Here is a 24,516-nt window from a genome sequence, read left to right as displayed (position 1 = left end):
GGCGCTGGAAGCCACCGTTTCAGGTCTTGAACACCCGATAGATCGCCGGAATGACCAGCACCGTCAGCAGGGTAGAGCTGAGCAGGCCGAACAGCAGCGAAATCGCCAGCCCCTGAAAGATCGGGTCGGCCAGGATCACCACTGCACCGATCATGGCAGCAATGGCGGTCAGCAGGATCGGCTTGAACCGGATCGCCCCGGCTTCGATCAGCAGCTCTACCGGGCCGGTGCCAGGCGGCGCGTGGCGGATGAAATCCACCAGCAGGATCGAGTTGCGCACGATGATGCCCGCCAGCGCGATGAAGCCGATCATCGAAGTGGCCGAAAACGGCGCGTCAAACAGCCAATGCCCGGCCATGATGCCCAGAAAGGTCAGCGGGATCGGCGTCAGGATCACCAGCGGCAGGCGGAAGCTGCCGAATTGCGCGACCACAAGGATATAGATGCCCAGCAGCGCCACGCCAAAGGCGGCGCCCATGTCGCGGAAGGTGACGAAGGTCACTTCCCATTCGCCATCCCACAGCAGGGTAACGGTGCTTTCATCCTCGGGCTGGCCGTGGAAGGCAATCGCGGGTTTCATGCCGTCCGGCCAGTCCATCGCCTCCAGCGCATCGGCGACGGCGATCATGCCATAGAGCGGTGCCTCGAAATCCCCTGCAAGCTCGGCGGTGACCATTTCGGCGGCGCGGCCATTGTGGCGAAAGATCGGGAAAGAGGCGGTTTCTTCGGTAATGCGAAGCACATCGCCCAGTTCCACCACCCCCCGCGCCCCGGGCAGGGTATTGGCCGGGATCGGGGTTGCCAGAAATCGTTCATCCAGCACCCGGTCTGCCTTGTCGCGGGCGATCACCAGCGGCAGCGCCTGCCGCCCTTCGCCACGATGCGAATAACCGACGGTCTGCCCGGCATTGAGCAGGGCAATGGTGTCGAACACATCCGCCTCTTCCACCGCGAAGAATTCCAGATCATCGGTGGAAATCGTTGCGCGCAGGCGGCGCGGGGCGGTGCCGAAACTGTCATCGACATCGACGATGAAGGGGATCTGGTCAAAGGCGCGGCGGATCTGCGCCGCCGCCGCGCGCCGGGCATCGGCGGTCGGGCCATAGACCTCGGCCAGCAGGGTTGCCATCACCGGCGGGCCGGGCGGCGGCTCCACCGTTTTCAGCACCGTGCCCTCGGGCAGGGCAAGCGCGGTCAGCCGGGCGCGCAGTTCCAGCGCAATGTCATGGCTGGCGCGGGCGCGGTCGGTCTTGGGGGCCAGCAGGATCTGCACCTCGCCCAGATGCGGTTCGGTGCGCATGTAGCTGTGCCGCACCAGCCCGTTGAAGTTGAACGGCGCGGCCGCCCCGGCATGGGTTTCGACCGAGATCACCTCGGGCAGATCCATCACCACCCGCGCCACATCCTGCGCCACACGGTCCGTCGCCTCGTGGCTGGCACCTTCGGGCAGATCAATCGTCACTGAGAGTTCGGATTTATTGTCGAAGGGCAGCAGCTTGACCGTGACATGCTGGGTATACAGCAAGCCAAGCGAGCCGAATGACAGCAGGGCGGTGATCAGCAGAAAGCCCAGGGCGCGCGCCTTGCTGGCCAGCAGGGGCCGGGCGACACGGGTAAAGGCCGCGCCCAGCCGTCCACCCGCCGGGCCATGGCTGTCATGCCCATGCGACGGTGCACGCCCGGCGATTTTCACCATCAGCCAGGGGGTGATGATCACCGCGACAAAGAAGGAAAAGATCATCGCCGCCGAGGCATTGGCCGGGATCGGGGACATATAGGGGCCCATCAGCCCGCTGACGAACAGCATCGGCAGCAGCGCCGCAACCACGGTCAGCGTGGCGACAATGGTTGGATTGCCCACCTCTGCCACCGCATCAATCGCCGCCTGAGGCCGGGGGCGGTCATCGCCCATGCCCCAGTGCCGTGCGATATTCTCGATCACCACGATGGCATCATCGACCAGAATGCCGATGGAAAAGATCAGCGCGAACAGCGACACCCGGTTGAGCGTGTAGCCCATGATCCAGGCGGCAAACAGCGTGAGCAGGATGGTGACGGGGATCACGATGGCCACCACAAGGCTTTCGCGCCAGCCGATCGCCAGCAGCACCAGCCCGATGATCGACAGCGTGGCAAGGCCAAGGTGGAACAGCAGCTCATTGGCCTTTTCATTCGCCGTCTCGCCATAGTCGCGGGTGACGGTGACGGCGATGCTGTCGGGGATCAGGTGGCCCTCAAGGCCGTGGACCCGGTGCAGGATCGCCTCGGCCACCACCACGGCATTGGCTCCGGCGCGTTTGGCCACCGCCAATGTCACCGCCGGGGCGCGGTTCAGGCTGCCATCGGCATTGCGCGTGACATGCGCCACGATGGCATCGGCGGTATTGGCGACATATCCCACCTCGGCCACATCGGCCACATAGACGGGCCGCCCGTCGCGCGTGGTCAGCAGCAGGTTTGCCACCTGCGCCGGGGCGGTCAGCGTCTCGCCCGCGACCAGCGCGATTTCCTGCCCGTCATCGCGCAGATGCCCGGAGTTCATCGCCCGGTTCGCGGCCTGCAGCTTGCCCGCCAGTTGCTGAAGCGTGACACCATAGAGCGCAAGCCGGTCCGGGTCGGGGGTGATGCGGATCGCCTCGGTCGCCTCGCCCACCAGATAGGTCAGGCCGACATCCTCGGTCTTGGCCACTTCGGAGCGCAATTCGCGGGCAATGCGGGTCAGATCGGCGGGGCTGACATCCTGCCCCGGCTTGGGGGCCAGTGTCAGCGCCACGATGGCCACATCATCAATGCCACGCCCGACGATCAGCGGTTCGGGTATTCCCACCGGGATGCGGTCCATATTGGCGCGCAGCTTTTCATGCACGCGCAGGATGGCGGCATCCGACGGGGTGCCGGTGACAAAACGCGCCGTAACCATCGCGCCATCGTCGCGCGTCTGGCTATAGACATGCTCGACACCACTGATGGCTTTGACAATGGTTTCCAGTGGCTCGGTGACCAGTTTCACGCCGTCTTCGGCCTGCAACCCTTGCGCGGTGACGTGAATGTCGATCATCGGCACCGAAATCTGCGGCTCTTCCTCGCGCGGCAATGACACCAGCGCGACCAGCCCCATCGCCAAGGCCGCCAGAATGAACAGCGGCGTCAGGGCCGAGCCGATGAAGGCGCGGGTCAGCCCTCCCGCGATGCCGAGTTTCCCGCTCATTCCACCGCTCCGATCTCGTCACCTTCTTGCAGGCCGGACAGGATCTCGACCATGGTCGCGCCGTTTATGTCCTGACGCTGGCCGGGCACGACCACCCGTGCCACCGGGCCGTCGGGCGTGGTGAGCGTCACAAAGTCCAGCCCCGCGCGGCTGGTGATCGCGTGCGCTGGCACCAGCAGCGCCGAACGCTGCGCCACCGGCAGGCGCACCACCACCCGCGCATCGACAAAACCGTCCGGCAGGCCGGGCACATCGACATCGGCCAGAACGCGGCCATTTTCGATCAGCGGATAAAGCCGGGCGAGGGTGCCCTGCGCCGGGCCGGTGGGCGTCTCGATCTGGATGATGTCGCCCTGATGCAGATGCGTCGCATGGCGTTCCGGCACGGCGAGGCGCAGAAAGAAGCCACCGCCGCCGATCAGCGCCACCGCCTCGCCCGGCAGAACCACCGCGCCTGCCGCCTGCGGCACATCCAGCACCCGGCCCGCCACCGGGGCAATCACCCGGCCTTCGGCGGCCTGTTGCTCCAGCACTTTGCGCTGTGCGGTCTGGGCCGCGATCTGGCCGCTGACCACATCCACCTGCGTGCGCAGCGCATCCAGCCGCTGCGCGGTAGAGACGCCGCGTTTGAGCAGGTCTTCGCCGCGCTGCAATTCGGTCTGCGCATTGGTCAGCTGCGCGGTCAGCGCCTCGATCTGCGCATCCACCGCTGACAGTTGAAACCCCAGCTTGTCATCGACAATCCGGCCCAGTTCCTGCCCGGCGGTTACGCTGTCGCCTTCGGCCACGGTCAGCGTGACGAGGGTGCCGCCGATCCGGGCGCGGGCAGGCAGACGGTCGCGCGCCTCGATCCGGCCATAGACCGCCTTCCACTCTGTCAATTGGGTCAGCGCCAGCGGCTCGGCGGCAAGAGGGGTCGCCAGAGCGGTCGCCAGAATCAGGATGCGCAGCATGGGAGCCTCGGATATTCACATTCATTAATATGAATATAATATCGCGAGGCTCTATGCAACCTTTATCCGGGCAGATCGCCCAGACAGGCCTCGCATAGCGCGGAATGTGGATCCGTCAGCGCATCCAGCACGTCAAAATGGTGGCGACCGGGCGCAACCGTCCAGCCGCAATCCCAATTTTCGGACAGCAGCCGGGCCTGCCACAAAAACGCGGGCCGCTCTTGCCCACCCACCCAGACATGCGCATCCACACCGGCACGGCGCGGCAGATGGGCCGGGCTTTCTACCGCAGCCTCGTCTGCATCCAGCCGCAATGTGGTATTCATCGCCGTCTGCATCAGCGGTTCCAGATCCGACAGGGGCGAGATCGGCACCACCCGGCGCACCATCGGCAAGTCCAGATCGGCGCAGCCCATACGGGCGGACAGATGGCCGCCGGCGGAATGGCCCGCCACCACAACCGGCAGGCCGGGCAGGCGGGCACTTGTCGCAGCCACCGCCTGCGCGGCTTCCTGTGTCATTGCGGCAATCCGGGCCTCGGGGGCCAGCGTGTAGGAGGGCAGGGCGCAGGCCCAGCCGCGCGCCACGGCACCCGCCGCCAGATGCGACCAGACCTCGCGCCCGGTGGCCATCCAATAGCCGCCATGCAGGAACACCAGCAGCCCCTTGGCCGGGCCTTCGGGGTGAAACAGATCGACCTTCTGCCGCGCGCCCGGTCCATAGGGCAGGTTCAATTCGGCCCTTGCGCCAAGGCTGCTGCGAAACGCCTCGGCGTCGGCCTGCCAGCGGGGCAGATAGGCCTCTGAATTGGGGATGAAAGCCCCATTGGCATAAGCGCGGTCCATATCCATCTGTTTTTCCCCGATGTTCTGCGGGCGCAGTTTTCAGGGACAGCGGCGATGGGTCAAGGGCAGAAGCGGCGTTATTGCGCCGCCGTAGCCGCCTCTTGCAGCACTGCGGCGGCCGTGGCGTCAGAGCGCAGCATATCGGCCAAGGTCAGGCTTTCGATCAGCACCAGATAAGACCAAAAGATTTCGGCAAAAACCCGGCGGATACGGCAGCTTTCCTCGTCGGCGCAGTCTTCACAGCGCTGATAGGAATGGCGCGACAGGCATTGCAGCGGCGCAATAGGCCCGTCGATCAGGCGCAACAGCTCGGAAATGGACACCAGCGCCGGATCCTTGACCAGCACATAACCGCCCGACCGTCCGCGGATCGAGGCGATGACCCCGGCATTGCGGATATCCAGCAGGATATGTTCCAGAAACCGCTTGGGCGTAGAGGCCCGGCGCGCGATTTCCTCGATGCGCAAAGGTGCGCCCGCACCGGCCTTTTCATCGGCCAGAACCAGAAGCGCCTTGAGCGCGTATTTCATCCGCTGCGTGATCATACGCCATCCTAGCCGTGCCTGCCGGGGGGATCAATCGACTTGCTGTGTCGACACAAGCGGGATCGGGCCGCAGCGGGCCGGGATCACAGCCCTGCGAGCGATCCCATGAGGATCTTGCCGAGGGCCGGGTCGATCTATAATCCTGTGTGAAATAGTCAGGAAAGGCTTCGGCATGCGGATCACAACAGGATATTACGCCAGCGAGAACGGATCGAAATACCTGCAACAGCTGTGCAAACACTTTCAGCACAAGATCACGGTCAGATTTGATGCAGAAGAGGGGCGCTTTGCCACCGAAACCGGCACGGCGCATCTGCGGGCCGATGCCAAGGGGCTGACCGTGCAATTGACCGCCGAGGATACGAAAGGCCTGATCGACCTGCGCTACATGATCGACAAGCATCTGGTGAATTTCGCCTGGCGCGAAGGTTTTACCGGATGCGCCTGGCGGATGGAGGATGACGGCGGCACGCCCCCGGCCTGATCTGCGCAGGGCAGGGCGCGCGCCGGAACGTCAGCCGAGCGCGTAGCCCGCCCCGCGCACCGTGCGCAGCGGATCATCGCCGCCGAACTGGCAGAGCGCCTTGCGCAGCCGCCCGATATGCACATCCACCGTGCGGGTATCGACATAGATGTCGCGGCCCCAGACCCGGTCCAGCAGGGCCTCGCGGCTCCAGACCCGGCCCGGCTTTTCCATGAAGGTGGTCAGCAGACGGAACTCGGTCGGGCCCAGTTTCAGCACGTTGTTGCTGCGGTAGACCCGGTGGGTTTCCGGGTCCAGCCGGATGTCGCTGTATTCCAGCACCACCCCCGCCGTGGAGGGACGGACGCGGCGCAACTGCGCCCGCGCCCGCGCCATCAGCTCCAGCACCGAATAGGGCTTGATGACATAGTCATCCGCGCCGGTTTCCAGCCCGCGCACCCGGTCCACCTCTTCGGCGCGGGCCGACAGCAGGATGATCGGGATGCCACGCGTTTCAGGGCGCATCTTCAGACGACGGCAGACCTCGATCCCCGACAGGTTCGGCATCATCCAGTCCAGAATGATGATGTCCGGCGCCGCTTCGTCGATCAGCATCATCGCTTCTTCGCCGTCGGCGGCCATCGTCACGGCAAAGCCTTCGGCTTCGAGGTTATAGGCCAGAACCTCGCGCTGTGCCGGTTCATCCTCGACCAGAAGCACCGTCGGCTGTTCCTGTGCTGCCATCGGTTATGACCCGCTGACAGAGGCGGCGGACAGCGCGGTGATGCCCGAGTCCTTCGGGCGGTCATCCTCGGGCAGTTTGCCCTGCACCAGATAGATCACCTGTTCGGCAATGCCGGTGGCATGGTCGCCCACACGCTCGATGTTCTTGGCGATGAAATGCAGGTGCATGCAGGCGGTGATGTTGCGCGCATCTTCCAGCATATGCGTCAGGAATTCGCGGAACAGCGCGTTATACATCTGGTCCACCTCGCGGTCGCGCTGGCGCACATCCGAGGCCAGTTCGGGGTCGCGGGCGATATAGGCGTCCAGCGCGTCTTTCAGCATCAGCACCACGACCTTGGTCATCCGGCGGATGGAGCCGGTGGCACCTTCAATGGGCGACATCTGCGCCAGGATCGTGCCGCGCTTGGCCAGATTCTTGGCATAGTCGCCGCAGCGTTCCAGATTGGCAGCCATGCGCATCACCGTCAGCACGGTACGCAGATCGGTCGCGGTGGGCGAACGCAGCGCGATCAGGCGCGCGCATTCGGTGTGGATCTGTTCTTCCAGCGCATCAATCACCTTGTCGCCTTGGCGCACGCGCTGCGCCAGCTCTTCGTCGCGGGTGTCCAGTGCCTGTGCGGCGTCGAGCATGGCGGTTTCCACCAGCCCGCCCATCTTCATCACCATGGCCTGCACGCCTTCAAGATCGTGGTCAAAGGCCGAACGGATATGCGGTTCGTTGTTGAACATGACGTGCGCTCCTCAGCCGATCCGGCCGGTGATGTAGGATTCCGTACGCGGATCCTTGGGATTGGTGAAAATCTGGCCGGTTTCGCCGTATTCGACGAGATGGCCCATATGGAAAAACGCGGTGCGCTGGCTGACACGGGCGGCCTGCTGCATCGAGTGGGTGACGATCACCACCGAGAATTGCGAGCGCAATTCGTCGATCAGTTCCTCGACCTGCGCGGTGGCGATGGGGTCAAGCGCCGAGCAGGGCTCGTCCATCAGCAGCACCTCGGGCGAGGTGGCAATGGCGCGGGCAATGCAGAGCCGCTGTTGCTGCCCGCCCGACAGGCCGGTGCCGGGGGCGTGCAGGCGGTCTTTCACCTCGTTCCACAGCGCGGCCTTGCGCAGCGAGCTTTCGACGATCTCGTCCAGATCGGTCTTGGAGCGCGTCAGCCCATGGATCTTGGGGCCATAGGCAACATTGTCATAGATCGACTTGGGGAAGGGGTTCGGCTTCTGGAACACCATGCCCACCTTGGCGCGCAGCACCACCGGATCGACGCGCTTGTCATAGATGTCGGCGCCGTCCAGCCGGATCTCGCCCTTGACCTTGCAGATGGCGATGGTGTCGTTCATCCGGTTCAGGCAGCGCAGGAAGGTGGATTTGCCGCAGCCTGACGGGCCGATGAAAGCGGTGACGGTGCCCGAGAGGATGTCGACATCCACGTCCTTCAGCGCATGGGATTCGCCGTAATAGACCTGCACGCCGCGCGCGGTGATCTTCGCGGTATTCGCGCTGACGTCACGTTCCAGGATTCGCATATCGTTCATGGTTTTGGCCCCTTACCAGCGGCGTTCAAAGCGGCGGCGCAGCACGATGGCGACCGCGTTCATCATAAGAAGGAAGACGAGCAGGACAATGATTGCCCCCGATGCACGTTCCACGAAAGCAGGATCGGCGCGTTGTGTCCATTGATAGACCTGCACCGGCAGCGCCGAGGCGGGATCCAGAAACCCTTCCGGCGGCGCCGAGGGGTAATCGCGCACAAAGGCCACCATGCCGATCAGCAGCAGCGGGGCGGTTTCGCCAAGCGCATGGGCCAGACCGATGATGGTGCCGGTGAGGATACCGGGCATGGCCAGCGGCAGCACATGGTGGAAGATTGCCTGCATCTTGGAGGCCCCGACCCCCAGCGCCGCATCGCGGATCGACGGCGGCACCGCCTTCAGGCTCGCGCGGGTGGCGATGATGATGGTGGGCAGGGTCATCAGCGTCAGCACCAGACCACCGACCAGCGGCGCCGATTGCGGCATGCCGGCGAAGTTGATGAAGATGGCAAGGCCAAGGATACCGAACACGATGGACGGCACGGCGGCCAGATTGGCGATATTCACCTCGATCAGGTCGGTCCACCTGTTTTTCGGTGCGAATTCCTCAAGATAGATCGAGGCGGCCACGCCGATGGGCAGCGACAGCACCAGCACGATCAGCATCATGTAGGCGGAACCGAGGATGGCCACACCCAGACCCGCAGCCTCGGGGCGCAGTTCCGAGGCGTCAGGCATGGTCAGGAAGCCCAGGTTGAAGCGGGTGGAGATCAGGCCCGCCTCTTTCATCGCTTCGGCCAGTTGCAGCTGTTCGGGCGAGATGTTGCTGTCAAGCTTCGCGCTTTCCATCGAGACGCGGCCCTTGAAGAAACCATCGACGCGGCCATTGGCAAAGGCCGGGAAGGTGATGGTCTGGCCGATCAGGCTGGGATCTTCCAGCACCTGCTTGCGCAGATCGGCCGGGGCCTCTTTCGACATCAGGCCCATCACGTCCTTGGGCGTCATCTCGCCCAGGGCGATGCCCTTTTCGGCCAGTTCGGCCATCAGCGCGGTCTGGATCAGCTTGGTATAACCGACCGTGGTGACTTTTTTCATCACCTCGACATCGCGGGTGCCGGATTTGTCCAGCACCGCCTCGTCCAGCAGCACCGGGATTTCGACAAAGGTCTGCCGGAAGGCGCTGGAGCCATTGCCCAGAACCGAGGTGAGCAGGGCGATCAGGGCGGCGATGCCGATGCCGACCGCAATCAGCCCATAGAGGCGGAAGCGCATCTCGGCGGCATTGCGGCGGCGCGTGCGGGGATCGGCCTCAAGCAGGCTTGCGTGTTGGGTTGCGTCGGTCATTCGTATTGTTCCCGATACTTGCGCACGATCACGAGCGCGAGGACGTTCAGGCCGAGCGTCAGGCAGAACAGCGTCAGGCCAAGGGCAAAGGCCACCAGCGTTTCGGGGCTGGCAAATTCGGTATCGCCGGTCAGCTGGCTGACGATCTTCACCGTGACCGTGGTCATCGCTTCGAACGGGTTGAGGCTCAGCTGCGCGGCAGCCCCGGCCCCCATCACCACGATCATCGTCTCGCCGATGGCGCGGCTGGCGGCCAGCAGGATTGCACCGACAATGCCGGGCAGGGCGGCGGGGATCACCACCTGCTTGATGGTTTCCGATTGCGTGGCCCCCAGACCGAACGACCCATCGCGCAGCGATTGCGGGACCGCGTTGATGATGTCATCCGACAGCGACGACACATAGGGGATCAGCATCAGGCCCATCACCAGGCCCGCCGTCATCACCGAGGACGAACTGTCACCCAGGCCCAGCGGCATGGCGAAGTAATCGCGCAGCAGCGGCCCCACAGTCACCAGCGCGAACAGGCCGTAGACGATCGAGGGGATACCGGCCAGCACTTCCAGCAGCGGCTTTGCCACCGTGCGCATGCGCGGGCTGGCATATTCCGACAGGTAGATGGCGGCCATCACACCGACCGGCACCGCCACCAGCAGCGCGATGAACGAAACATAGAGCGTGCCCCAGACCAGTGGCCACAGGCCCAGCGACGAGCCACCGCGGAACTGGGGGTTCCAGGTGGCAGAGAAGAAGAAATCCTTGAAGGAGTAGAGTTTGAAGAAATGCCAGCTTTCAAAGACCAGCGAAAACACGATGCCGAAGGTGGTGGCCACCGCGATCAGCGAACAGCCGATCAGCAGCACTTTCACGAATTCCTCGACGATATTGCGGGCGCGTTCTTCGGGTTTGACGCGCAGCAGCGCGATTGCCAACCCGATCAGGGCCAGCACCAGCACGACACCGCTCATGGCCAGACGTCCCGTGGCCTCGCCATTGCGCCAGGCCTTTGCAGCCTCCAGCGCCGAGGGTTTCACGTCGGCCCCCAGCGCCACCCCGACTTCGGCCAGACGACCGCGCATGTCGGTCATGTCGGCGCGCATCGCTTCCAGCGCTGCCGGGCTCAGGCCAGCCTTGGCGGCGACGGCATCCAGACCATCGGCGATGCGGCGCACGTCCGACATCACCAGATCAATGCTTGCGCCTTCGGCAATATCGCTGGCGGGGATCAGCGCCGAGACGCTGCTTTGCAGCAGAATGGGCTGCACAAACAACCAGACCGCCAGAACCAGCAGGGCCGGAACAGCGGTGAACAGGGCGACGGAATATCCATAATAGGCAGGCAGGGAATGAAGATCGCGCGGGTCGCCCTTCACGGCGGCCAGCGCCCGCTGCCGCCCGAGGATGAAGCCAAGGACCGCAAGGCCCAGCACGATCAGGGAAAGAAGACCAACGCTCATGGTGGTTCCGCTTGAAAAGGGAAAGGGGTGGCGCGGGAGCGGCGCCACCCCGGAAGGGTCTGCTTAGTTCAGCGGGCCCATCGGCACTTCATTGGCCACGGCTTCCTGGGTTGCGGCCAGTTCCGGGTCCGACACGAGGCCATAGGCGGCCAGCGGGCCATCCGGGCCTGCCATATCGTCCGACACGAAGAATTCGAGGTATTCCTTCAGGCCGGGGATCACGCCGATATGCGCTTTCTTGACGTAGAAATACAGCGGACGCGACACCGGATAATCCCCGGCAGCGATGCTTTCCACGGTCGGCACGATGCCGTTGATGGTGGCGACGCGCAGCTTGTCGGTGTTGTTCTGGTAGAACGACAGGCCGAACACGCCGATGGCAGCCTTGTTCGCGTCGATCCGGGCCAGCGTTTCGGTGTAGTCGCCGTCGATGTCGACCGACGCGCCATCGGTGCGCAGCGCCATGCAGGCGTCATGGGCCTTGTCTTCGTCACCGGCATTGGCGGTTTTGAACACTTCATAGGCGCCGCTGTCTTCACAGCCCTGCACCAGCACCTTTTCGTCGAACACTTCGCGGGTGCCGTGTTTGGTGCCGGGGATGAAGGCCAGGATGTTCTGGGCGGGCAGGGCGGCATTCACGTCGGCCCAGGTCTTGTGCGGGTTGGCGACAACCTTGCCGTCCTTCACCACGTCCTTGGCCAGCGCGTTGAACCAGTCTGCCGGGGTATAGGCGAATTCCGGGCCATTGATGTCGGAGGCGAACACGATGCCGTCATAGCCGAAACGCACTTCCATGATCTCGGTCACGCCATTGGCGGTGCAGAGGTCGATGTCGGATTGTTTGATGCGCGACGAGGAGTTTGCCACGTCGATGGTGTTTTCGCCCACGCCTTCGCACAGCTTCTTGCGGCCGGCACCCGAACCGCCACCTTCCACGACCGGGGTCGGGAAGTCGAAGTTTTCGCCAAAGGCTTCGGCCACGATGGTGGCATAGGGCAGCACGGTCGACGACCCGGCAACCTGCACATTGTCGCGTGCCATGGCAGCGGTGGCCGAGACGGCGGCAATGGCCAGCGTCGAGACGGTGAGTTTCATGACGGTCATGGTTAGCTCCTGAAAAGTCCGGTCCCGGACGCGTCGGCGTCCTTGGGGCAGGACGTAGCCGCGCGATGTGTCTGCTATGTAAGATTCGTGTGACAGTTATGTAAAAGAGGCTGTGCCGCAGTGCAGAATCTTGGCCTGATGCGGCTGGACCCTGCGTTTTGCCGTGCGGCCAGCGGGAATCATGCCTGCCTGACTTTGGAAGTGCTGTCGGCGCGCGGATCACGCCCCGGAATCGGAGGGGGGATTCGTCAGGGCGTCCAGGTGGCGTGAATGGTGATCGGCGTGCCATCCGGGGTCAAAGACCAGATCTCGCGCATCTCGGCATTGGTCACGGCGATGCAGCCATCGGTCCAGTCGACCAGACGATGCAGCCCGCCCAACGCGCCCCAGCCATTGGGCAGGCCATGGATCATGATATTGCCACCGGGGCTGACACCTGCCGAAGCGGCCCAGGCGCTGTCATCGGCATCGGGGTAGGAAATATGCAGGCTCAGATGCGCCATGGATCGCGGATTGCGCCAGTCGATCAGGTAGCGGCCTTCGGGTGTCCGCTCATCGCCCTCGCGTTGCTTGTGGCCCTGATCCCATTGGGAACCCATGGAAATTGCATAGGTTCTGAGAACCGCCCCGCCGCGCAGCAGATAAAGCCGCTTGTCCTGTTTGGATACAACGATGCTGTCGGCCTGATGCTCGGCGGGCGCTGCGGCAGGGGCTGCGCCCGAGCCGATCCGCGCCATCACCTTGGTATAGCCAAAGGCCCCAAGCGCAAGGCAGGCCAGAGCGGCAGGAACAAGGATAAGCGACCGATAGCGCAAGCTGGATTCTCCCATCATGCCCGCCGCCCGCCTGACATTCCTGCAAGGCGGGCCGGTGGGGTCAGCTGCGGATCCCGGCGAACCTTTGCTGCCAATCGGCGCGCTCTTCATCGGTGATCTTGCGGAACAGATTGTCCGGCACGGTGAAGGCATGGCCTGCGGGCAGGGTGCGCATGGCCTCTGGCATATCGGTGGGCCACGTCCAGTCATCGCTGTTCATCGCCGCCATCATCGCCGCACTGGCATCGGGGATGAAGGGCTGCGACAGGATCGCATAGATGCGGATCAGGTTCAGGCTGAGCCGGATCATCGCCTGCGCCTGATCGGGATCGGTTTTCACCACCGTCCACGGCGCGGCGGATTGCAGATATTCGTTGCCGATCACCCAGATGGCGCGCAGTTCGGTGGCGGCTTTGCGCACCTCCATCGCTTCCATGTAACCTTCATAGTCGCGGATGCGCGCGCCCAGATCGGCAATCAGCGCGGCCTCTTGCGGCCCGAAGCTGCCGCCTGCCGGAATCACGTCGCCGAATTTCGCCTTGGCGAATTTGGTCACGCGGCTGACGAGGTTGCCCAGCACATCGGCCAGATCCTTGTTCACCGAGGTCTGGAAATTCTCCCATGTGAATTCGGAATCGCTGCTTTCGGGCGCATGGCTCAGCAGCCACCAGCGCCAGTAATCGGCGGGCAGGATCGACAGCGCCTGATCCATGAACACACCGCGCCCGCGCGAGGTGCTGAACTGGCCGCCATCATAATTCAGGTAATTGAAGGACTTGAGGTAATCGACCATCTTCCACGGCTCGCCCGAGCCCAGAATGGTGGCGGGGAAGCTGAGCGTGTGGAAGGGCACGTTATCCTTGCCCATGAACTGATAATACGTCACGTCCGAAGCACCCTTGTCGGTGCGCCACCAGCGTTCCCAATCGGCATCGGTCTTGCCGTTGGCATCGGCCCATTCGGCGGTGCCTGCGATATATTCGATGGGCGCATCGAACCAGACGTAGAACACCTTGCCTTCCATGCCCGGCCAGGGCTGATCGCCCTTCATCACCGGGATGCCCCAGTGCAGGTCGCGGGTGATGCCGCGATCCTGCAGGCCATCACCATCGTTCAGCCATTTGCGCGCAATCGAGGTGGTCAGCAGCGGCCAGTCGGTCTTGCTGTCGATCCAGGCGGCGATCTTGTCCTTCAGCGCGCGCTGCATCAGATACAGGTGCTTGGTTTCGCGCACTTCCAGATTGGTGGAGCCGGAAATGGTGGAATGGGGATTGATCAGGTCGGTGGGATCGAGCTGCTTGGTGCAGTTGTCGCACTGGTCGCCGCGCGCCGAGTCATAGCCGCAATTGGGGCAGGTGCCCTCGATATAGCGGTCGGGGAGGAAGCGCCCGTCATCGACCGAATAGACCTGACTTTCCACCACTTCGCGGATCAAGCCGTTTTCGGCCAATTTGCCGGCAAAATGCTGGGTCAGCTTGTGGTTCCGCTCCGAGGACGACCGCCCGAAGTGATCGAAGGACAGGCGGAAGCCGCGCGCGATCTCGGCCTGCACCGCGTGCATTTCGGCGCAATATTCGGCGACGGGTTTGCCCGCCTTGGCGGCGGCAAGCTCGGCCGGGGTGCCATGTTCATCGGTGGCGCAGATGAACATCACCTCATGGCCGCGCGCCCGGTTGTAGCGCGCGAACAGATCGGCAGGCAGTTGGCTGCCCACCAGATTGCCCAGATGCTTGATCCCGTTGATATAGGGAATCGCAGATGTGATCAGAATCCGTGCCATGGCCCATGCCTCTCGTCCGTACCGGGGCTGGTTTAGCGCCGGTTGCGCAAGAGGGCCAGAGCCTTTGGGCGCGTCAGCCCCCGCATCCGCCAGAGGATGTCATCCCGGAGTGACCCGGCAGCATCGCGGCGATGCCTTGCGGCGTATTAATCAGAGGGGCGATCCCGGTCGCGTTTCAGCAGCCGCCCGATCAGGAACGAGGTGCGCGGCTCATAGGTATAGGCGGTGCGGGCCTCGCGGCGGGGGCGCGCCCGCATCCGGGCCAGACCAAACACGATCAGCCCGGCATGGGCACCGCCAATCATCCAGAACATCGCCGCCGGGCCGAACTGTTCGATCACCACCGAGGCGATGAAGGGGCTGGCAATCGCGCCCACCGCATAGAGGAACATCAGTGCTGCCGACAGCTCTACCCGCTCCATCGGTTCGGCGTAATCATGGGCATGGGCGGTCGATATGGAATAGACCGGCAGAGTGGCAAAGCCGAACAGCGCAGCGGCGGCAAACACCCCCGCCGTACCGGTGCCCGCCAGAAAGATGGTGGCGACACAGGCGAATATGCCGGCGATGGAAATCCAGATCAGCACGGCGCGGCGGTCATATCTGTCGGCCAGCCAGCCCACCGGCAATTGCGCCACCGCCCCGCCCAGCACATAGGCCGCCAGAAACAACGCAATCAGATCCGGGCCCAGCCCGACCTCGAGCCCGTAAACCGGCCCCACCATGCGGAAGGCTGCGCCGGTGATGCCCGAGACTACGACGCCCGCCGCTGCGAGCGGCGATTTCTGCCAGGCCATCGCCGGGCGCAGGCGCGGGGCCAGTGGGGTTGCCGGGGCTTCCACTTTGGTCAGGGTCAGCGGGAAGATTGCCGCGCAACACAGCAGCGCCAGCAGATTATACGAGACATAGGAGGCCGGGGCGAGAATGCCGATCATCAGTTGCGCGCCAAGGCTGCCCGCAATGTCGACGATCCGGTAGACGCCCATGGCGCGGGCGCGGGTGTCATTGGTCACTTTGTCCTGCAACCAGGCCTCGATGATCGTGTAACACCCGGCAACGCAAAGCCCCGAGGCCATGCGCATGATCGACCAGGCGACCGGGTTGATGATCAGCATATGCGCCAGAATGCCGATGGTGCCCGCCGCCGTGAAGGCGGCAAAGGCGCGGCTGTGGCCCACCTCGCCCATCAGGCGCGGTGCCCACCAGCAGCCGATGAAAAACCCGAAGAAATGCGCCGACCCCAGAATGCCGATCTCGGCGGTGGTAAAGCCAAGGCTCGCGCCGGAAATCGCATCCAGCGGCGCCACGCCGCCCGATCCCAGTTGCAGCAGCACGACCGACAGAAACAGGGCTGCAAAGGAAATGAGCAATCGCATGGGAAATGGGCCTGTTCAGTCGCGCTTGCGTCACATTTGCCCGGAACAGCGGCAGATGACAGCGGATAGCGCCGCCCCGCCGATCACGGTTTGTGACAGTGGGCAGGGTGCGCGCGATCAGGTGGCAGGGGCCCGCGCCCTGAGCCATTTGTGCAGGCGTCCCCGGGCATTTGCATAGGGCGACGAGGAGTTGAACTGGATCATCCGGCCCTTGGTCCATTTGCCATACCAGGCCTGCCCGTAAAGCTCTGGCTCTGGCCGTGCTGACACGGTGTCAACCAGCCGGGCATTGACCGACACCAGCAAAGCAATGAGGTCGGCCCAGTCCAGCCCCTGATAATCGGCGTAAAACTTCTGTGCCAAAGGCCCAAGCTGGGTCCATTTGAAGCCGGTTGCGGGAAAATCCACCGCCGCGCCCCGGTCGTCCTGCTCCAGCCATTTCAGGACAAGGCTGTTCCAGCCGATCAGATAGGACACCAGATCGGCCGGGCTCATGCTGTCTCCGGCCACATGGCCCGGAAGCGTGGTCTCGCGCACGCGCGACAGGGGCACCCGTTCAAGATCGCGGAGCAGTTTGCCAAAGCTTGTGCCAATTGCGGTAAGAAGCTCGGCTTTGCAGGTGGGCACGGCCATGGCGGATCCCTTTCGTGATGGCTGACCCCTAGCCTGAAACGCCTGAGGCATGGAAGCTGTGCCGGTGTCACAGGCCGCGCGCCGCGCGGTTTTGCCAAAGCCCTGCCCTTGTCATCGCGCGGCATCCGGCTAGGCTTCTGGCAAAGGAGACTGCGATGAAACAGCTGCCGCTGGGCCAGACCGGCCTGACCGTATCCGAATATTGCCTTGGCACGATGACCTGGGGCACCCAGAACACCGAGGCCGAGGCGCATGACCAGATCGGCTATGCGCTCGATCATGGAGTGAATTTCTGGGATACGGCGGAAATGTATCCCACCAACCCGGTGCGCGCCGAAACGGTGGGCGCGACCGAGGCGATCATCGGCAGCTGGTTTGCCAAGGGCGGGCGCGACCGCGTGGTGCTGGCCACCAAAGTCACCGGCAAGGGCGACACGCTGCGCAGCGGCCAGCCGATCACCGGCGCGAGCTTTACCGCGGCGCTGGACGGCTCGTTGCGGCGTCTGAACACCGATTACATCGACCTCTATCAACTGCACTGGCCCAACCGGGGCTCGTATCACTTCCGCCAGATCTGGAGCTATCGCCCGCCAGTCAGCCGGGCCGAGACGCTGGATCATATGCAGGATGTGCTGCGCGCCGCAGAAGCGGCGATGGCGGCGGGCAAGATCCGCGCCATTGGCCTGTCGAATGAAACCGTCTGGGGGGCGGCGCAGTGGCTGCGGCTGGCCGATGAACACCGCCTGCCGCGCATGGCCACGGTGCAGAACGAATATTCGCTGCTCTGCCGCCAGTTCGACAGTGACTGGGCCGAGCTTGCCGCGATGGAGGATATGCCGCTGCTGGCCTTCTCGCCGCTGGCCTGCGGCTTGCTCTCGGGCAAATATGCGGGCGATGTGGTGCCCGAACGCACGCGCCGCGAACAGACGCCGCAACTGGGCGGGCGGGTGACGCCGCAGGTGTTTCCGGCGATCTCGGCCTATCTGGGGCTTGCGCGGGATGCCGGGCTGGACCCGTGCCAGATGGCGCTGGCCTTTACCCGCCAGCGCCCGTTCCCGGTGATCCCGATCCTTGGGGCCACAACCCTGGAGCAACTGGCGGTGAATATCGGCGCGGCGGAGGTGGTTCTGGGCGATGATGTGCTGGCCGCGATTGACGCGCTGCACCGCGAACATCCCGCCCCCTATTGATGATCTGCACCTTGCGCCGGGCCAGCGGTTCAGGCCAAGTGGGGCCAACCAGCCCGGCGCCGGGCGGGGAGTGTCCGGGGGCCTCATGCGTATTTTCCTTTCGCTGCTGTTGATGCTGACGCTGGCCGCCTGCCAGCTTGTCCTGCCAGGCAGGGGCAGCTCTGATGCGGCAAAGGCAGCGCCGGTGGCCGGGGTCACGGCAGCACCGGGCACCATCGCCGGCGGGCCGATTGCCGTGACGCCACTTGCCGCAGGCCCGCAGGCGGATGCCGCACCGCCCGCCGTGGCACCCGATGCAGCCAAACCGCCCACGCCCGCAGCGCCACCGAAAACCCCGATGCAACTGGCCTGTGAAAAATCCGGAGGGGCATGGTCTGCCGCAGGCCTCGCCAATACCAAATCCTGCATCCGCCGCACCCGCGATTCCGGCCAGCAATGCAGCAAGGAAACCGATTGCGAGGGGCTGTGCCTCGCCCGCTCGCGCACCTGCGCCCCGGTCGAGCCGATGTTCGGCTGCAATGACATCCTTCAGGCCGATGGACGGCAGGTGACGCTATGTCTCGATTGATCTTCGCGGCGCTGCTGCTGCTCGCCGCCTGTGCCGACCGCACCCCCGATCAGCGCAGCACCTACCGCGATCGTGGCACCCAGATCTATTCCAATGCCGTGCTGGATCCGGCGCGGCTGGGCGGGGCCTGGCAGCAGGTCGCGAGCTTCGCTGCCAAACCGGGCGGTTGCGCCCCCGGTGCGGTGCAGTTCGGCGATGTGCAAGGCGGCACGATCCCGCTGGATGCGACGCTCTGCCTAGGCGGCAAGATGCAGCGCTTTGCCGGGGCCGCACAGCTTGACGGGCCGGGCCGCTTGCAGCCCTTGGGCACCGAGGCGCGGGGCATCGGCCAGCCCTGGTGGATCATCTGGGCGGATGTCGACATGCGCACGCTTGTGATCGGCACACCCAGCGGCGAGATGGGCTTCATCCTCAATCGCGGCGGCCCCTTGCCCGCCGACCGGCTGACCGCCGCGCGTGAGATCCTCGACTGGAACGGCTACGATCTGACCCGGCTCAAGCTGTTCTAGGCGATCTGCGCCCGCAGCAGCTTCAGATGGCCGGTGAAATCGCGCGCACCCAGACTGGCCTCACGCACCAGCCAGTCGAAATGCGCGCTGATCGTGGCCACACGGGCGGAATCGCGGAAGGCGATGTAATGCCGCCCAAGGTAGACGACCGCGAGCAAAGGGCCAAACACCGTGACCGGGGCCGAAAACACCCTTCGCGCATCAAAAAGATACAGCCGCAACGACGGATAAAGCTGCGCCGCCAGCGTCTCCAGCCGGTCGATCTGGCCCAGACGCACCGCCAGCGGCAACCCGGCATAATAGCCGGTGCCGGTGGCAAAGGCCTCCAGCTCATGCAGAGGCAGGGCGATCTCGTAATCCGACCGCGCGCCGCGCATCCAGTCCAGCTGATCCTCGAACGCACCAAAGGCCTGTTCGGCGGTGCGGCCCAGCTGCGGCCGGTATTCCCATTCCACCATGGCGCGGGTTTTCAACATATCGGGCAGCGTGGCGGGCACATGCCGGATCTTGTAACCCGCCGCCTCCTGATGCCAGCCGAAAATCGCCTCGTCAAACAGCGCGCGCGGTGCCTCGCGCATGGTCAGCTCGGCGGCCAGAATATCGGCCAGTGGCTCGGGCCGGTCGCTCAATCCCAGCAGCCAGTCGGCGCTGATCCCCAGCGCCTGCGCACAATCCGCCGCCAGTTGCGCATTGGGCAGGCGCACCCCATCCGCCAGCAATTGCGAGATGGTCGACCGATCCGCTCCCGTGGCCCGCGCCAGCGCCGATTGCGTCATCTTGCGCCAGCCCATCGCCTCGGCCAGCCGGATGCGGAACAGGCTGGCCCGGTCGCGCTTGTCGATCATAGTCATGCTCCGTGATTAAAGTCACCAAAGTTGACTTGCCCATGCGTATATTCGGAATACCCGCCTGTTCTGTCCAGTGATAATACTCGGGCAAAACGAAAGTCCGCAGATGCACAGGCCGAAACCCGCGATTGAATGGATCACCCTTGGCCTTCTGGGCAGCACCTATGCGGTCTGGATATTGGGCACGACCACGGCCTATACACTGTCACCCGGTCTGGGCGTGATCCTCACGGCGCTCGCCATCGCGCAATTCGCCTCCCTGCAGCACGAGGCGCTGCACGGCCACCCGTTCCGCCAGCGTTGGCTGAACGAGGCGGCGGTGTTCCCGGCGCTGCTGCTGACCGTGCCCTATGGCCGCTTCCGCGATACCCATCTGGCGCATCACCATGACCCGATCCTGACCGACCCCTATGATGACCCCGAATCCAATTATTGCGACCCGGCGGTCTGGGCGGCGCTGCCCCGGGGCGCGCAGGCGATGATGCGGCTCAACAACACCCTGCTGGGGCGGATCACACTGGGCCCGGTCCTTGGCAATCTGCTCTGGCTGCGCAGCGAGGCTGCCCTGATCGCGGCGGGCAACCGGGCGGTGATCCGCGACTGGCTGCTGCATGGGCTCGGCGTCGCTCTGGTGATCTGGTGGGTCTCGGCGGCCCCGATGACCGGATGGGCCTATCTTGCCACCGCCTATCTTGGCCATGCCCTGCTGAAAATCCGCACCTTTCTGGAACATCGCGCGCATGAGGCCGCCCGCGCCCGCACCGTGATCATCGAGGATCGCGGCCCGCTGGCGCTGCTGTTCCTGAACAACAATCTGCATGTGGTGCATCACATGCACCCGAATGTGCCCTGGTACGATCTGCCCGCCCTCTACCGCGCGCACAAGGATCACTACCAACGCCGCAATGACGGCTATGTCTATCGCAGCTATGCCGAGATTTTTCGCAAACACCTGATCCGTGCCAAGGATCCGGTGCCGCACCCGCACTGGCCCTTCAAGGACTGACTGTCCCCCCCCATTCATCTTGGCAAAAATATCCCCGCCGGAGGCTCCGATACCTGCCGTCAGTCGATCCGCCGGAAGGTGGGCACCGTGCCGGAATTGTCAAAGAACGGCACGCCGGGCTGCACACCGCCCTGCATCAGCAGGGTTACTTCCGACAGAACGACCTCGGTGATGAAGGGCAGATCAAGGCTGCGCACCTCGGTCAGCGAGATCCAGTGCAGATGCGAAAGCTCGTCGCAGGCGGCTGAAAAATCCTCGGCATCGCCCGCCACCTGCGCGGCATCGGCCAGAAAGAACCGCGCGTCAAAGCGGCGGGGGCGGCCGGGCGGGGTGATGGCGCGGAACACGAAGCGCAGGCCGTCTGCGACCGGGCGCAGTCCGCGCGCGGCAAAACCGGCCCAGCCCTCGGGCGGCGCTACGGGCCAGGTGCCCGGCACACCCAGCGCAAGGCCGGTTTCCTCGAACAATTCGCGCAGGGCGGCGGCTGCCAGCGCCTCGGCGGCGATGTCGCCGCGCAGCCGCGCCTGGCACAGCGGATCCAGCGGCGTTGCCAGCGGCACCTGCGCATCGCTGGCATCCACAGCCCCGCCCGGGAACACGTATTTCGACGGCATGAACGCGGCCCCTGCGCCGCGTTGCCCCATCAGCACCTCGGGGCCGCCGGGGCCTTGCCGGGTCAGGATGATGGTGGCCGCCGGGCGGATGGGCTGGGGAGCGGCGGCCTCACTCACCGGAGCCGAACCCATGCATCCGCCGCGACCATTGCAGCGCCACAAACGCGCCCTTGATGCGCGGCAGCAGCCACAGCGACAGCGCCACCGTGCCCACCGAAAACACCGCTGTCAGCACCAGAGGATCGGGCCGCCACTTGACGAAAGCCCACAGGATCATCGGGCCCAGAATATGCCCGACGATCAGGATGGTGACATAGGCCGGGCCGTCATCCGCACGTTGGTGATGCAGCGCCTCGCCACAGACGGGGCAGCTTTCGCGCACTTTCAGATAGCTGCGCAGCATCGGCCCCGAGCCGCAATTGGGGCAACGCCGCTGCCAGCCGCGCAACAGGGCGGGGCGCAGGGGGCGGTCTACTTCCATCGGGGCCACATCGCTCATCGCGTCATCCTCGGTCCGGGCACAATACACCAACATAAGGTGTTTTGCCCGGGCCCGGAAAGGGGGTGCGGATAACATGCGCTGGAAAGTCGCAATTCCCCGCCCGGTGCGGATGTGGCGGCCTGCTGCAAAAATCTGCGCCCCGCGCGACGGAAGCCTGCGCCCCCGGCGTTAGAAATACATGACGGCGCCATGCAGAGGCGGGCCGTCGCAGAAAAACAGGAGTTACCTCGATGCAGAAACGCACCCTCGTCTACACGCTCACGCTTGCCACCATCACGGCAGCCGGTCTTGGCTCTGCCGCCATGGCCGACCGGATGGGCGGCGGCCACGGCATGCCCGGCATGATGGGAATGATGGGCGGCCCCGGCCCGATGTTCGACTTCGATGCGATCGACGCCGACAAGGATGGCAAGATCACGCCCGAGGAAATGACGGCACATCGCGCCGCCCGCGTGGCAGAGATCGACGCCAACAAGGATGGCAAGATCAGCGCCGATGAGCTGACCGCCATGCACATGAAGGCCGCCGAAGCGCGCGCCAAGGATCACGTGGCGCAGATGATCACGCATATGGACAGTGACGGCGATGGTGCGCTGAGTGCCGCCGAACTGCTGGCCATGCCCGGCCCCGGCCCCAAGATGATGGAACGGGTCGACACCGATGGCGACGGCGCGATCAGCAAGGCCGAGATGGAGGCCGCGCAGGCCCGCATGGCCGAGTGGAAGGGCAAACGCCACGGCAAGGGCCATGGTAAACCTGGTCACGGCCCGGACATGGAGCAGGACGACAACTGATCCAAGACCCTGCCGCAGGGGTTTGACCTGCGGCAGGGGCCCGGCAGCCGCCATCCCCAGTGCCTTCCCCGCCGGTCGGGGTGGCATCGGCGGTTGCCGGGCTCTGGTTTCCCCGTTACCCCTTCGGTCAGGATGCCGATGCCGCTGGACGATCTTTCCGATGTGCCCGACGAGGCGCTGCTCGCGCGTTACGCTGTCGGTGACAGGTCGGCGGCGCGCGCCTTGACCCTACGGTTTACGCCGCGGGTGCTCGGTTATGCGACGCGGCTTCTGGCTGACCGGGCCGAGGCCGAGGATGTGACGCAGGAAGCGATGCTGCGCCTGTGGCGCATCGCGCCCGACTGGCGCAGCGGCGAGGCGCAGGTGACGACATGGCTGTATCGTGTGGTGACCAATCTGGTGACCGACCGGCAGCGCGCCCGGATGCGCCGCCCGCAGGCGGCCCTCGACGAGGCGCCCGAACTGGCCGATGGCGCGCGCGGGGCGGTGGCCGGGCTGATCGAGGCGGATCGCATGGCGGCGCTGGATGCCGCACTGGCCCTTCTGCCCGACCGGCAACGGCAGGCTGTGGTGCTGCGCCATCTGGAAGGGCTTGCGAACCCGGAGATCGCGGCGATCATGGAGATCGGGGTCGAGGCGGTGGAAAGCCTGACAGCGCGGGGCAAACGCGCGCTCGCCGCGTTGCTGTCAGGGCAGCGCGCCGCATTGGGATATGAGGATGAGGGGACAGAGCCATGAGCCGCATCGACACGCCGCCCGGGCACAGCTGTTCCACAACCGTGGATTTATCAGAACCGCTTGACGTTTCGCCGGAACGCCACCCGGATGCAGGAGGTCTGGCATGACACCGCAGGATCTGGACGACCTTTTTGCCGAGGCGCGCCGCACGCAAGCGGCAGCCCCCCCGGCGCTGATTGCGCAGGTTCTGGCCGATGCCTACGCGGCGCAGCCGGTGCAGGCGGCTACGGCCCCACGCCCGCAGCGGCACCTGTGGGCCAAGCTGGCCGCGGTGTTTGGCGGCAGCGCGGCGCTGGGCGGATTGGCCACCGCCACGCTGGCGGGGCTCTGGATCGGCTTTGCGCAACCCGCGCCGGTGACAGCGCTGTCGGATGCGCTGTGGCAAAGCGAGCCTCTCGATCTGGTGGAACTCATACCCAGCCTTGACGGCTGGATCACGGAGGGCTGAGTGATGGCCGAAACCCCGAACCCGCCCGGTCGTCCCGTCGCGCGCGGCTGGCGGATTGCCTTTTTTGCCTCGCTGGCGCTGAACCTGCTGATCCTTGGGGTGGTGGGGGGCGCGCTGATCAAGGGTCCGCCGCATATGCGCCCCGATATGGTGCGTGATCTTGGCTTTGGCCCCTTCACCGAGGCGCTGGATGAGGGTGACCGCGCTGCGCTGCGCAAGGCGTTCAAGGACCGTGCGCCCGATCTGCGCGCGGCACGCCACACGATGCGGGCGGATTTCGAGGCGCTGCTGGCGGCGCTGCGGGCGGATCCGTTTGATCCGGCGGCGCTGGAGGCGGCGCTGGCGCGGCAGAGCGTCCGCAGTGCCGAACGTCTGGCGCTGGGTCAGCAATTGCTGCGCGACCGGCTGGCCGAGATGACGGTGGACGCGCGCCGCGCCTTTGCCGACCGGCTGGAGGCCAGTCTGACCCGGCGCAAACACAAGCCCTGACGCG

At 65.0% G+C, this 24,516-nt stretch carries 26 protein-coding genes; 9 read left to right on the top strand and 17 right to left on the bottom strand.

Features of this window, described 5'->3' with window-relative positions:
• Nucleotides 1-19: 19 nt before the first annotated feature.
• The 4 genes from KM031_RS05700 to KM031_RS05685 form a co-directional block, all read right to left on the bottom strand.
• Entirely contained in the window at nt 20-3,208 is a 3,189-nt protein-coding gene (locus tag KM031_RS05700; protein ID WP_215503569.1) for an efflux RND transporter permease subunit, read from the bottom strand.
• A complete protein-coding gene (locus tag KM031_RS05695) occupies nt 3,205-4,161 on the bottom strand; it encodes an efflux RND transporter periplasmic adaptor subunit (RefSeq protein WP_215503568.1) in 957 nt (318 codons plus the stop codon). Before KM031_RS05695 ends, KM031_RS05700 begins: the two co-directional genes overlap by 4 nt.
• Nucleotides 4,162-4,223: 62 nt before the next feature.
• Entirely contained in the window at nt 4,224-5,012 is a 789-nt protein-coding gene (locus KM031_RS05690; RefSeq protein ID WP_215503567.1) for a hormone-sensitive lipase, read from the bottom strand.
• A gap of 71 nt (nt 5,013-5,083) precedes the next feature.
• Complete coding sequence (locus KM031_RS05685) at nt 5,084-5,551, bottom strand: Rrf2 family transcriptional regulator (RefSeq protein WP_215503566.1); 468 nt, start codon at nt 5,549-5,551, stop codon at nt 5,084-5,086.
• Nucleotides 5,552-5,723: 172 nt separating this feature from the next.
• On the opposite strand from KM031_RS05685, the gene KM031_RS05680 reads away from it, so the two are divergent.
• On the top strand, nt 5,724-6,035 hold the full coding sequence (locus tag KM031_RS05680; protein WP_215503565.1) for a DUF2218 domain-containing protein: 312 nt from the start codon (nt 5,724-5,726) through the stop codon (nt 6,033-6,035).
• A gap of 30 nt (nt 6,036-6,065) precedes the next feature.
• Here the strand turns inward: KM031_RS05680 and phoB are convergent, their stop codons facing one another.
• The 10 genes from phoB to KM031_RS05630 form a co-directional block, all read right to left on the bottom strand.
• Nucleotides 6,066-6,758, bottom strand: a complete 693-nt coding sequence (phoB, locus tag KM031_RS05675; protein WP_215503564.1) for a phosphate regulon transcriptional regulator PhoB — start codon at nt 6,756-6,758, stop codon at nt 6,066-6,068.
• A 3-nt stretch (nt 6,759-6,761) separates the two neighbouring features.
• Nucleotides 6,762-7,490 carry a phosphate signaling complex protein PhoU gene (phoU, locus tag KM031_RS05670; RefSeq protein WP_215503563.1) on the bottom strand — a complete coding sequence of 243 codons (729 nt, stop codon included), beginning with the start codon at nt 7,488-7,490 and terminating at the stop codon, nt 6,762-6,764.
• A 12-nt stretch (nt 7,491-7,502) separates the two neighbouring features.
• A complete protein-coding gene (pstB, locus tag KM031_RS05665; protein ID WP_215503562.1) occupies nt 7,503-8,300 on the bottom strand; it encodes a phosphate ABC transporter ATP-binding protein PstB in 798 nt (265 codons plus the stop codon).
• A 12-nt stretch (nt 8,301-8,312) separates the two neighbouring features.
• Entirely contained in the window at nt 8,313-9,641 is a 1,329-nt protein-coding gene (pstA, locus tag KM031_RS05660) for a phosphate ABC transporter permease PstA (RefSeq protein ID WP_215503561.1), read from the bottom strand.
• Nucleotides 9,638-11,098 carry a phosphate ABC transporter permease subunit PstC gene (gene pstC / locus KM031_RS05655; RefSeq protein ID WP_215503560.1) on the bottom strand — a complete coding sequence of 487 codons (1,461 nt, stop codon included), beginning with the start codon at nt 11,096-11,098 and terminating at the stop codon, nt 9,638-9,640. The genes pstA and pstC overlap by 4 nt, the downstream gene beginning before the upstream one ends.
• 63 nt (nt 11,099-11,161) lie before the next feature.
• Nucleotides 11,162-12,202, bottom strand: coding sequence for a substrate-binding domain-containing protein (locus KM031_RS05650; protein ID WP_215503559.1), 1,041 nt, complete (start codon nt 12,200-12,202; stop codon nt 11,162-11,164).
• 248 nt (nt 12,203-12,450) lie between these two features.
• Entirely contained in the window at nt 12,451-13,035 is a 585-nt protein-coding gene (locus KM031_RS05645) for a L,D-transpeptidase family protein (protein WP_246566791.1), read from the bottom strand.
• Between the two features lie 43 nt (nt 13,036-13,078).
• Nucleotides 13,079-14,797: a methionine--tRNA ligase gene (gene metG / locus KM031_RS05640; RefSeq protein WP_215503558.1), complete on the bottom strand. Its 1,719-nt coding sequence runs from the start codon at nt 14,795-14,797 to the stop codon at nt 13,079-13,081.
• 146 nt (nt 14,798-14,943) lie between these two features.
• Nucleotides 14,944-16,173, bottom strand: a complete 1,230-nt coding sequence (locus KM031_RS05635; RefSeq protein WP_215503557.1) for an MFS transporter — start codon at nt 16,171-16,173, stop codon at nt 14,944-14,946.
• A gap of 117 nt (nt 16,174-16,290) precedes the next feature.
• Entirely contained in the window at nt 16,291-16,806 is a 516-nt protein-coding gene (locus tag KM031_RS05630; RefSeq protein WP_215503556.1) for a ClbS/DfsB family four-helix bundle protein, read from the bottom strand.
• 155 nt (nt 16,807-16,961) lie between these two features.
• Here KM031_RS05630 and KM031_RS05625 point away from each other — a divergent pair, with 155 nt between their 5' ends.
• The 3 genes from KM031_RS05625 to KM031_RS05615 all read left to right on the top strand — a co-directional run bounded on the left by KM031_RS05625 (nt 16,962) and on the right by KM031_RS05615 (nt 19,073).
• A complete protein-coding gene (locus KM031_RS05625) occupies nt 16,962-17,996 on the top strand; it encodes an aldo/keto reductase (RefSeq protein ID WP_215503555.1) in 1,035 nt (344 codons plus the stop codon).
• Nucleotides 17,997-18,081: 85 nt separating this feature from the next.
• The gene (locus tag KM031_RS05620) at nt 18,082-18,564 is read left to right on the top strand and encodes a hypothetical protein (protein ID WP_215503554.1); all 483 of its coding nucleotides are present in this window, start codon (nt 18,082-18,084) and stop codon (nt 18,562-18,564) included.
• Nucleotides 18,552-19,073: a lipocalin family protein gene (locus KM031_RS05615; protein ID WP_215503553.1), complete on the top strand. Its 522-nt coding sequence runs from the start codon at nt 18,552-18,554 to the stop codon at nt 19,071-19,073. The genes KM031_RS05620 and KM031_RS05615 overlap by 13 nt, the downstream gene beginning before the upstream one ends.
• On the opposite strand, the gene KM031_RS05610 is transcribed toward KM031_RS05615, so the two are convergent.
• Nucleotides 19,070-19,918 carry a helix-turn-helix domain-containing protein gene (locus KM031_RS05610; RefSeq protein WP_246566790.1) on the bottom strand — a complete coding sequence of 283 codons (849 nt, stop codon included), beginning with the start codon at nt 19,916-19,918 and terminating at the stop codon, nt 19,070-19,072. The two genes, KM031_RS05615 and KM031_RS05610, sit on opposite strands and share 4 nt — an antisense overlap.
• A gap of 109 nt (nt 19,919-20,027) precedes the next feature.
• On the opposite strand from KM031_RS05610, the gene KM031_RS05605 reads away from it, so the two are divergent.
• Nucleotides 20,028-20,927, top strand: coding sequence for a fatty acid desaturase (locus tag KM031_RS05605; protein WP_215503551.1), 900 nt, complete (start codon nt 20,028-20,030; stop codon nt 20,925-20,927).
• 59 nt (nt 20,928-20,986) lie between these two features.
• Here KM031_RS05605 and KM031_RS05600 read toward each other — a convergent pair whose 3' ends face one another.
• On the bottom strand, nt 20,987-21,673 hold the full coding sequence (locus KM031_RS05600; protein ID WP_215503550.1) for an NUDIX hydrolase: 687 nt from the start codon (nt 21,671-21,673) through the stop codon (nt 20,987-20,989).
• Nucleotides 21,651-22,040 (bottom strand): DUF983 domain-containing protein, encoded by a 390-nt coding sequence (locus KM031_RS05595; RefSeq protein WP_215503549.1) that lies wholly within the window; start codon nt 22,038-22,040, stop codon nt 21,651-21,653. Before KM031_RS05595 ends, KM031_RS05600 begins: the two co-directional genes overlap by 23 nt.
• 233 nt (nt 22,041-22,273) lie before the next feature.
• Between KM031_RS05595 and KM031_RS05590 the strand changes: the two genes are divergently transcribed.
• The 4 genes from KM031_RS05590 to KM031_RS05575 all read left to right on the top strand — a co-directional run bounded on the left by KM031_RS05590 (nt 22,274) and on the right by KM031_RS05575 (nt 24,512).
• A complete protein-coding gene (locus tag KM031_RS05590) occupies nt 22,274-22,837 on the top strand; it encodes an EF-hand domain-containing protein (RefSeq protein ID WP_246566789.1) in 564 nt (187 codons plus the stop codon).
• 132 nt (nt 22,838-22,969) lie between these two features.
• A complete protein-coding gene (locus KM031_RS05585) occupies nt 22,970-23,575 on the top strand; it encodes an RNA polymerase sigma factor (protein WP_215503953.1) in 606 nt (201 codons plus the stop codon).
• Between the two features lie 103 nt (nt 23,576-23,678).
• Nucleotides 23,679-24,023, top strand: coding sequence for a dihydroorotate dehydrogenase (locus KM031_RS05580; RefSeq protein ID WP_215503548.1), 345 nt, complete (start codon nt 23,679-23,681; stop codon nt 24,021-24,023).
• Between the two features lie 3 nt (nt 24,024-24,026).
• On the top strand, nt 24,027-24,512 hold the full coding sequence (locus tag KM031_RS05575) for a periplasmic heavy metal sensor (RefSeq protein WP_215503547.1): 486 nt from the start codon (nt 24,027-24,029) through the stop codon (nt 24,510-24,512).
• Nucleotides 24,513-24,516: the final 4 nt, after the last annotated feature.

The organism is Gemmobacter fulvus (assembly GCF_018798885.1).
GTDB lineage: Bacteria > Pseudomonadota > Alphaproteobacteria > Rhodobacterales > Rhodobacteraceae > Gemmobacter > Gemmobacter fulvus.
The sequence above is the reverse complement of the archived record's forward strand: the minus strand, read 5'-3'. Positions and strand labels throughout refer to the sequence as shown.

What these genes read in the sequence shown, in the direction of transcription:
- KM031_RS05700 (WP_215503569.1), bottom strand. Translation starts at nt 3,208, where the DNA reads ATGAGCGGGAAACTCGGCATCGCGGGAGGGCTGACCCGCGCCTTCATC.
- KM031_RS05695 (WP_215503568.1), bottom strand. Translation starts at nt 4,161, where the DNA reads ATGCTGCGCATCCTGATTCTGGCGACCGCTCTGGCGACCCCTCTTGCC.
- KM031_RS05690 (WP_215503567.1), bottom strand. Translation starts at nt 5,012, where the DNA reads ATGGATATGGACCGCGCTTATGCCAATGGGGCTTTCATCCCCAATTCA.
- KM031_RS05685 (WP_215503566.1), bottom strand. Translation starts at nt 5,551, where the DNA reads ATGATCACGCAGCGGATGAAATACGCGCTCAAGGCGCTTCTGGTTCTG.
- KM031_RS05680 (WP_215503565.1), top strand. Translation starts at nt 5,724, where the DNA reads ATGCGGATCACAACAGGATATTACGCCAGCGAGAACGGATCGAAATAC.
- phoB (WP_215503564.1), bottom strand. Translation starts at nt 6,758, where the DNA reads ATGGCAGCACAGGAACAGCCGACGGTGCTTCTGGTCGAGGATGAACCG.
- phoU (WP_215503563.1), bottom strand. Translation starts at nt 7,490, where the DNA reads ATGTTCAACAACGAACCGCATATCCGTTCGGCCTTTGACCACGATCTT.
- pstB (WP_215503562.1), bottom strand. Translation starts at nt 8,300, where the DNA reads ATGAACGATATGCGAATCCTGGAACGTGACGTCAGCGCGAATACCGCG.
- pstA (WP_215503561.1), bottom strand. Translation starts at nt 9,641, where the DNA reads ATGACCGACGCAACCCAACACGCAAGCCTGCTTGAGGCCGATCCCCGC.
- pstC (WP_215503560.1), bottom strand. Translation starts at nt 11,098, where the DNA reads ATGAGCGTTGGTCTTCTTTCCCTGATCGTGCTGGGCCTTGCGGTCCTT.
- KM031_RS05650 (WP_215503559.1), bottom strand. Translation starts at nt 12,202, where the DNA reads ATGACCGTCATGAAACTCACCGTCTCGACGCTGGCCATTGCCGCCGTC.
- KM031_RS05645 (WP_246566791.1), bottom strand. Translation starts at nt 13,035, where the DNA reads ATGATGGGAGAATCCAGCTTGCGCTATCGGTCGCTTATCCTTGTTCCT.
- metG (WP_215503558.1), bottom strand. Translation starts at nt 14,797, where the DNA reads ATGGCACGGATTCTGATCACATCTGCGATTCCCTATATCAACGGGATC.
- KM031_RS05635 (WP_215503557.1), bottom strand. Translation starts at nt 16,173, where the DNA reads ATGCGATTGCTCATTTCCTTTGCAGCCCTGTTTCTGTCGGTCGTGCTG.
- KM031_RS05630 (WP_215503556.1), bottom strand. Translation starts at nt 16,806, where the DNA reads ATGGCCGTGCCCACCTGCAAAGCCGAGCTTCTTACCGCAATTGGCACA.
- KM031_RS05625 (WP_215503555.1), top strand. Translation starts at nt 16,962, where the DNA reads ATGAAACAGCTGCCGCTGGGCCAGACCGGCCTGACCGTATCCGAATAT.
- KM031_RS05620 (WP_215503554.1), top strand. Translation starts at nt 18,082, where the DNA reads ATGCGTATTTTCCTTTCGCTGCTGTTGATGCTGACGCTGGCCGCCTGC.
- KM031_RS05615 (WP_215503553.1), top strand. Translation starts at nt 18,552, where the DNA reads ATGTCTCGATTGATCTTCGCGGCGCTGCTGCTGCTCGCCGCCTGTGCC.
- KM031_RS05610 (WP_246566790.1), bottom strand. Translation starts at nt 19,918, where the DNA reads ATGATCGACAAGCGCGACCGGGCCAGCCTGTTCCGCATCCGGCTGGCC.
- KM031_RS05605 (WP_215503551.1), top strand. Translation starts at nt 20,028, where the DNA reads ATGCACAGGCCGAAACCCGCGATTGAATGGATCACCCTTGGCCTTCTG.
- KM031_RS05600 (WP_215503550.1), bottom strand. Translation starts at nt 21,673, where the DNA reads ATGGGTTCGGCTCCGGTGAGTGAGGCCGCCGCTCCCCAGCCCATCCGC.
- KM031_RS05595 (WP_215503549.1), bottom strand. Translation starts at nt 22,040, where the DNA reads ATGAGCGATGTGGCCCCGATGGAAGTAGACCGCCCCCTGCGCCCCGCC.
- KM031_RS05590 (WP_246566789.1), top strand. Translation starts at nt 22,274, where the DNA reads ATGCAGAAACGCACCCTCGTCTACACGCTCACGCTTGCCACCATCACG.
- KM031_RS05585 (WP_215503953.1), top strand. Translation starts at nt 22,970, where the DNA reads ATGCCGATGCCGCTGGACGATCTTTCCGATGTGCCCGACGAGGCGCTG.
- KM031_RS05580 (WP_215503548.1), top strand. Translation starts at nt 23,679, where the DNA reads ATGACACCGCAGGATCTGGACGACCTTTTTGCCGAGGCGCGCCGCACG.
- KM031_RS05575 (WP_215503547.1), top strand. Translation starts at nt 24,027, where the DNA reads ATGGCCGAAACCCCGAACCCGCCCGGTCGTCCCGTCGCGCGCGGCTGG.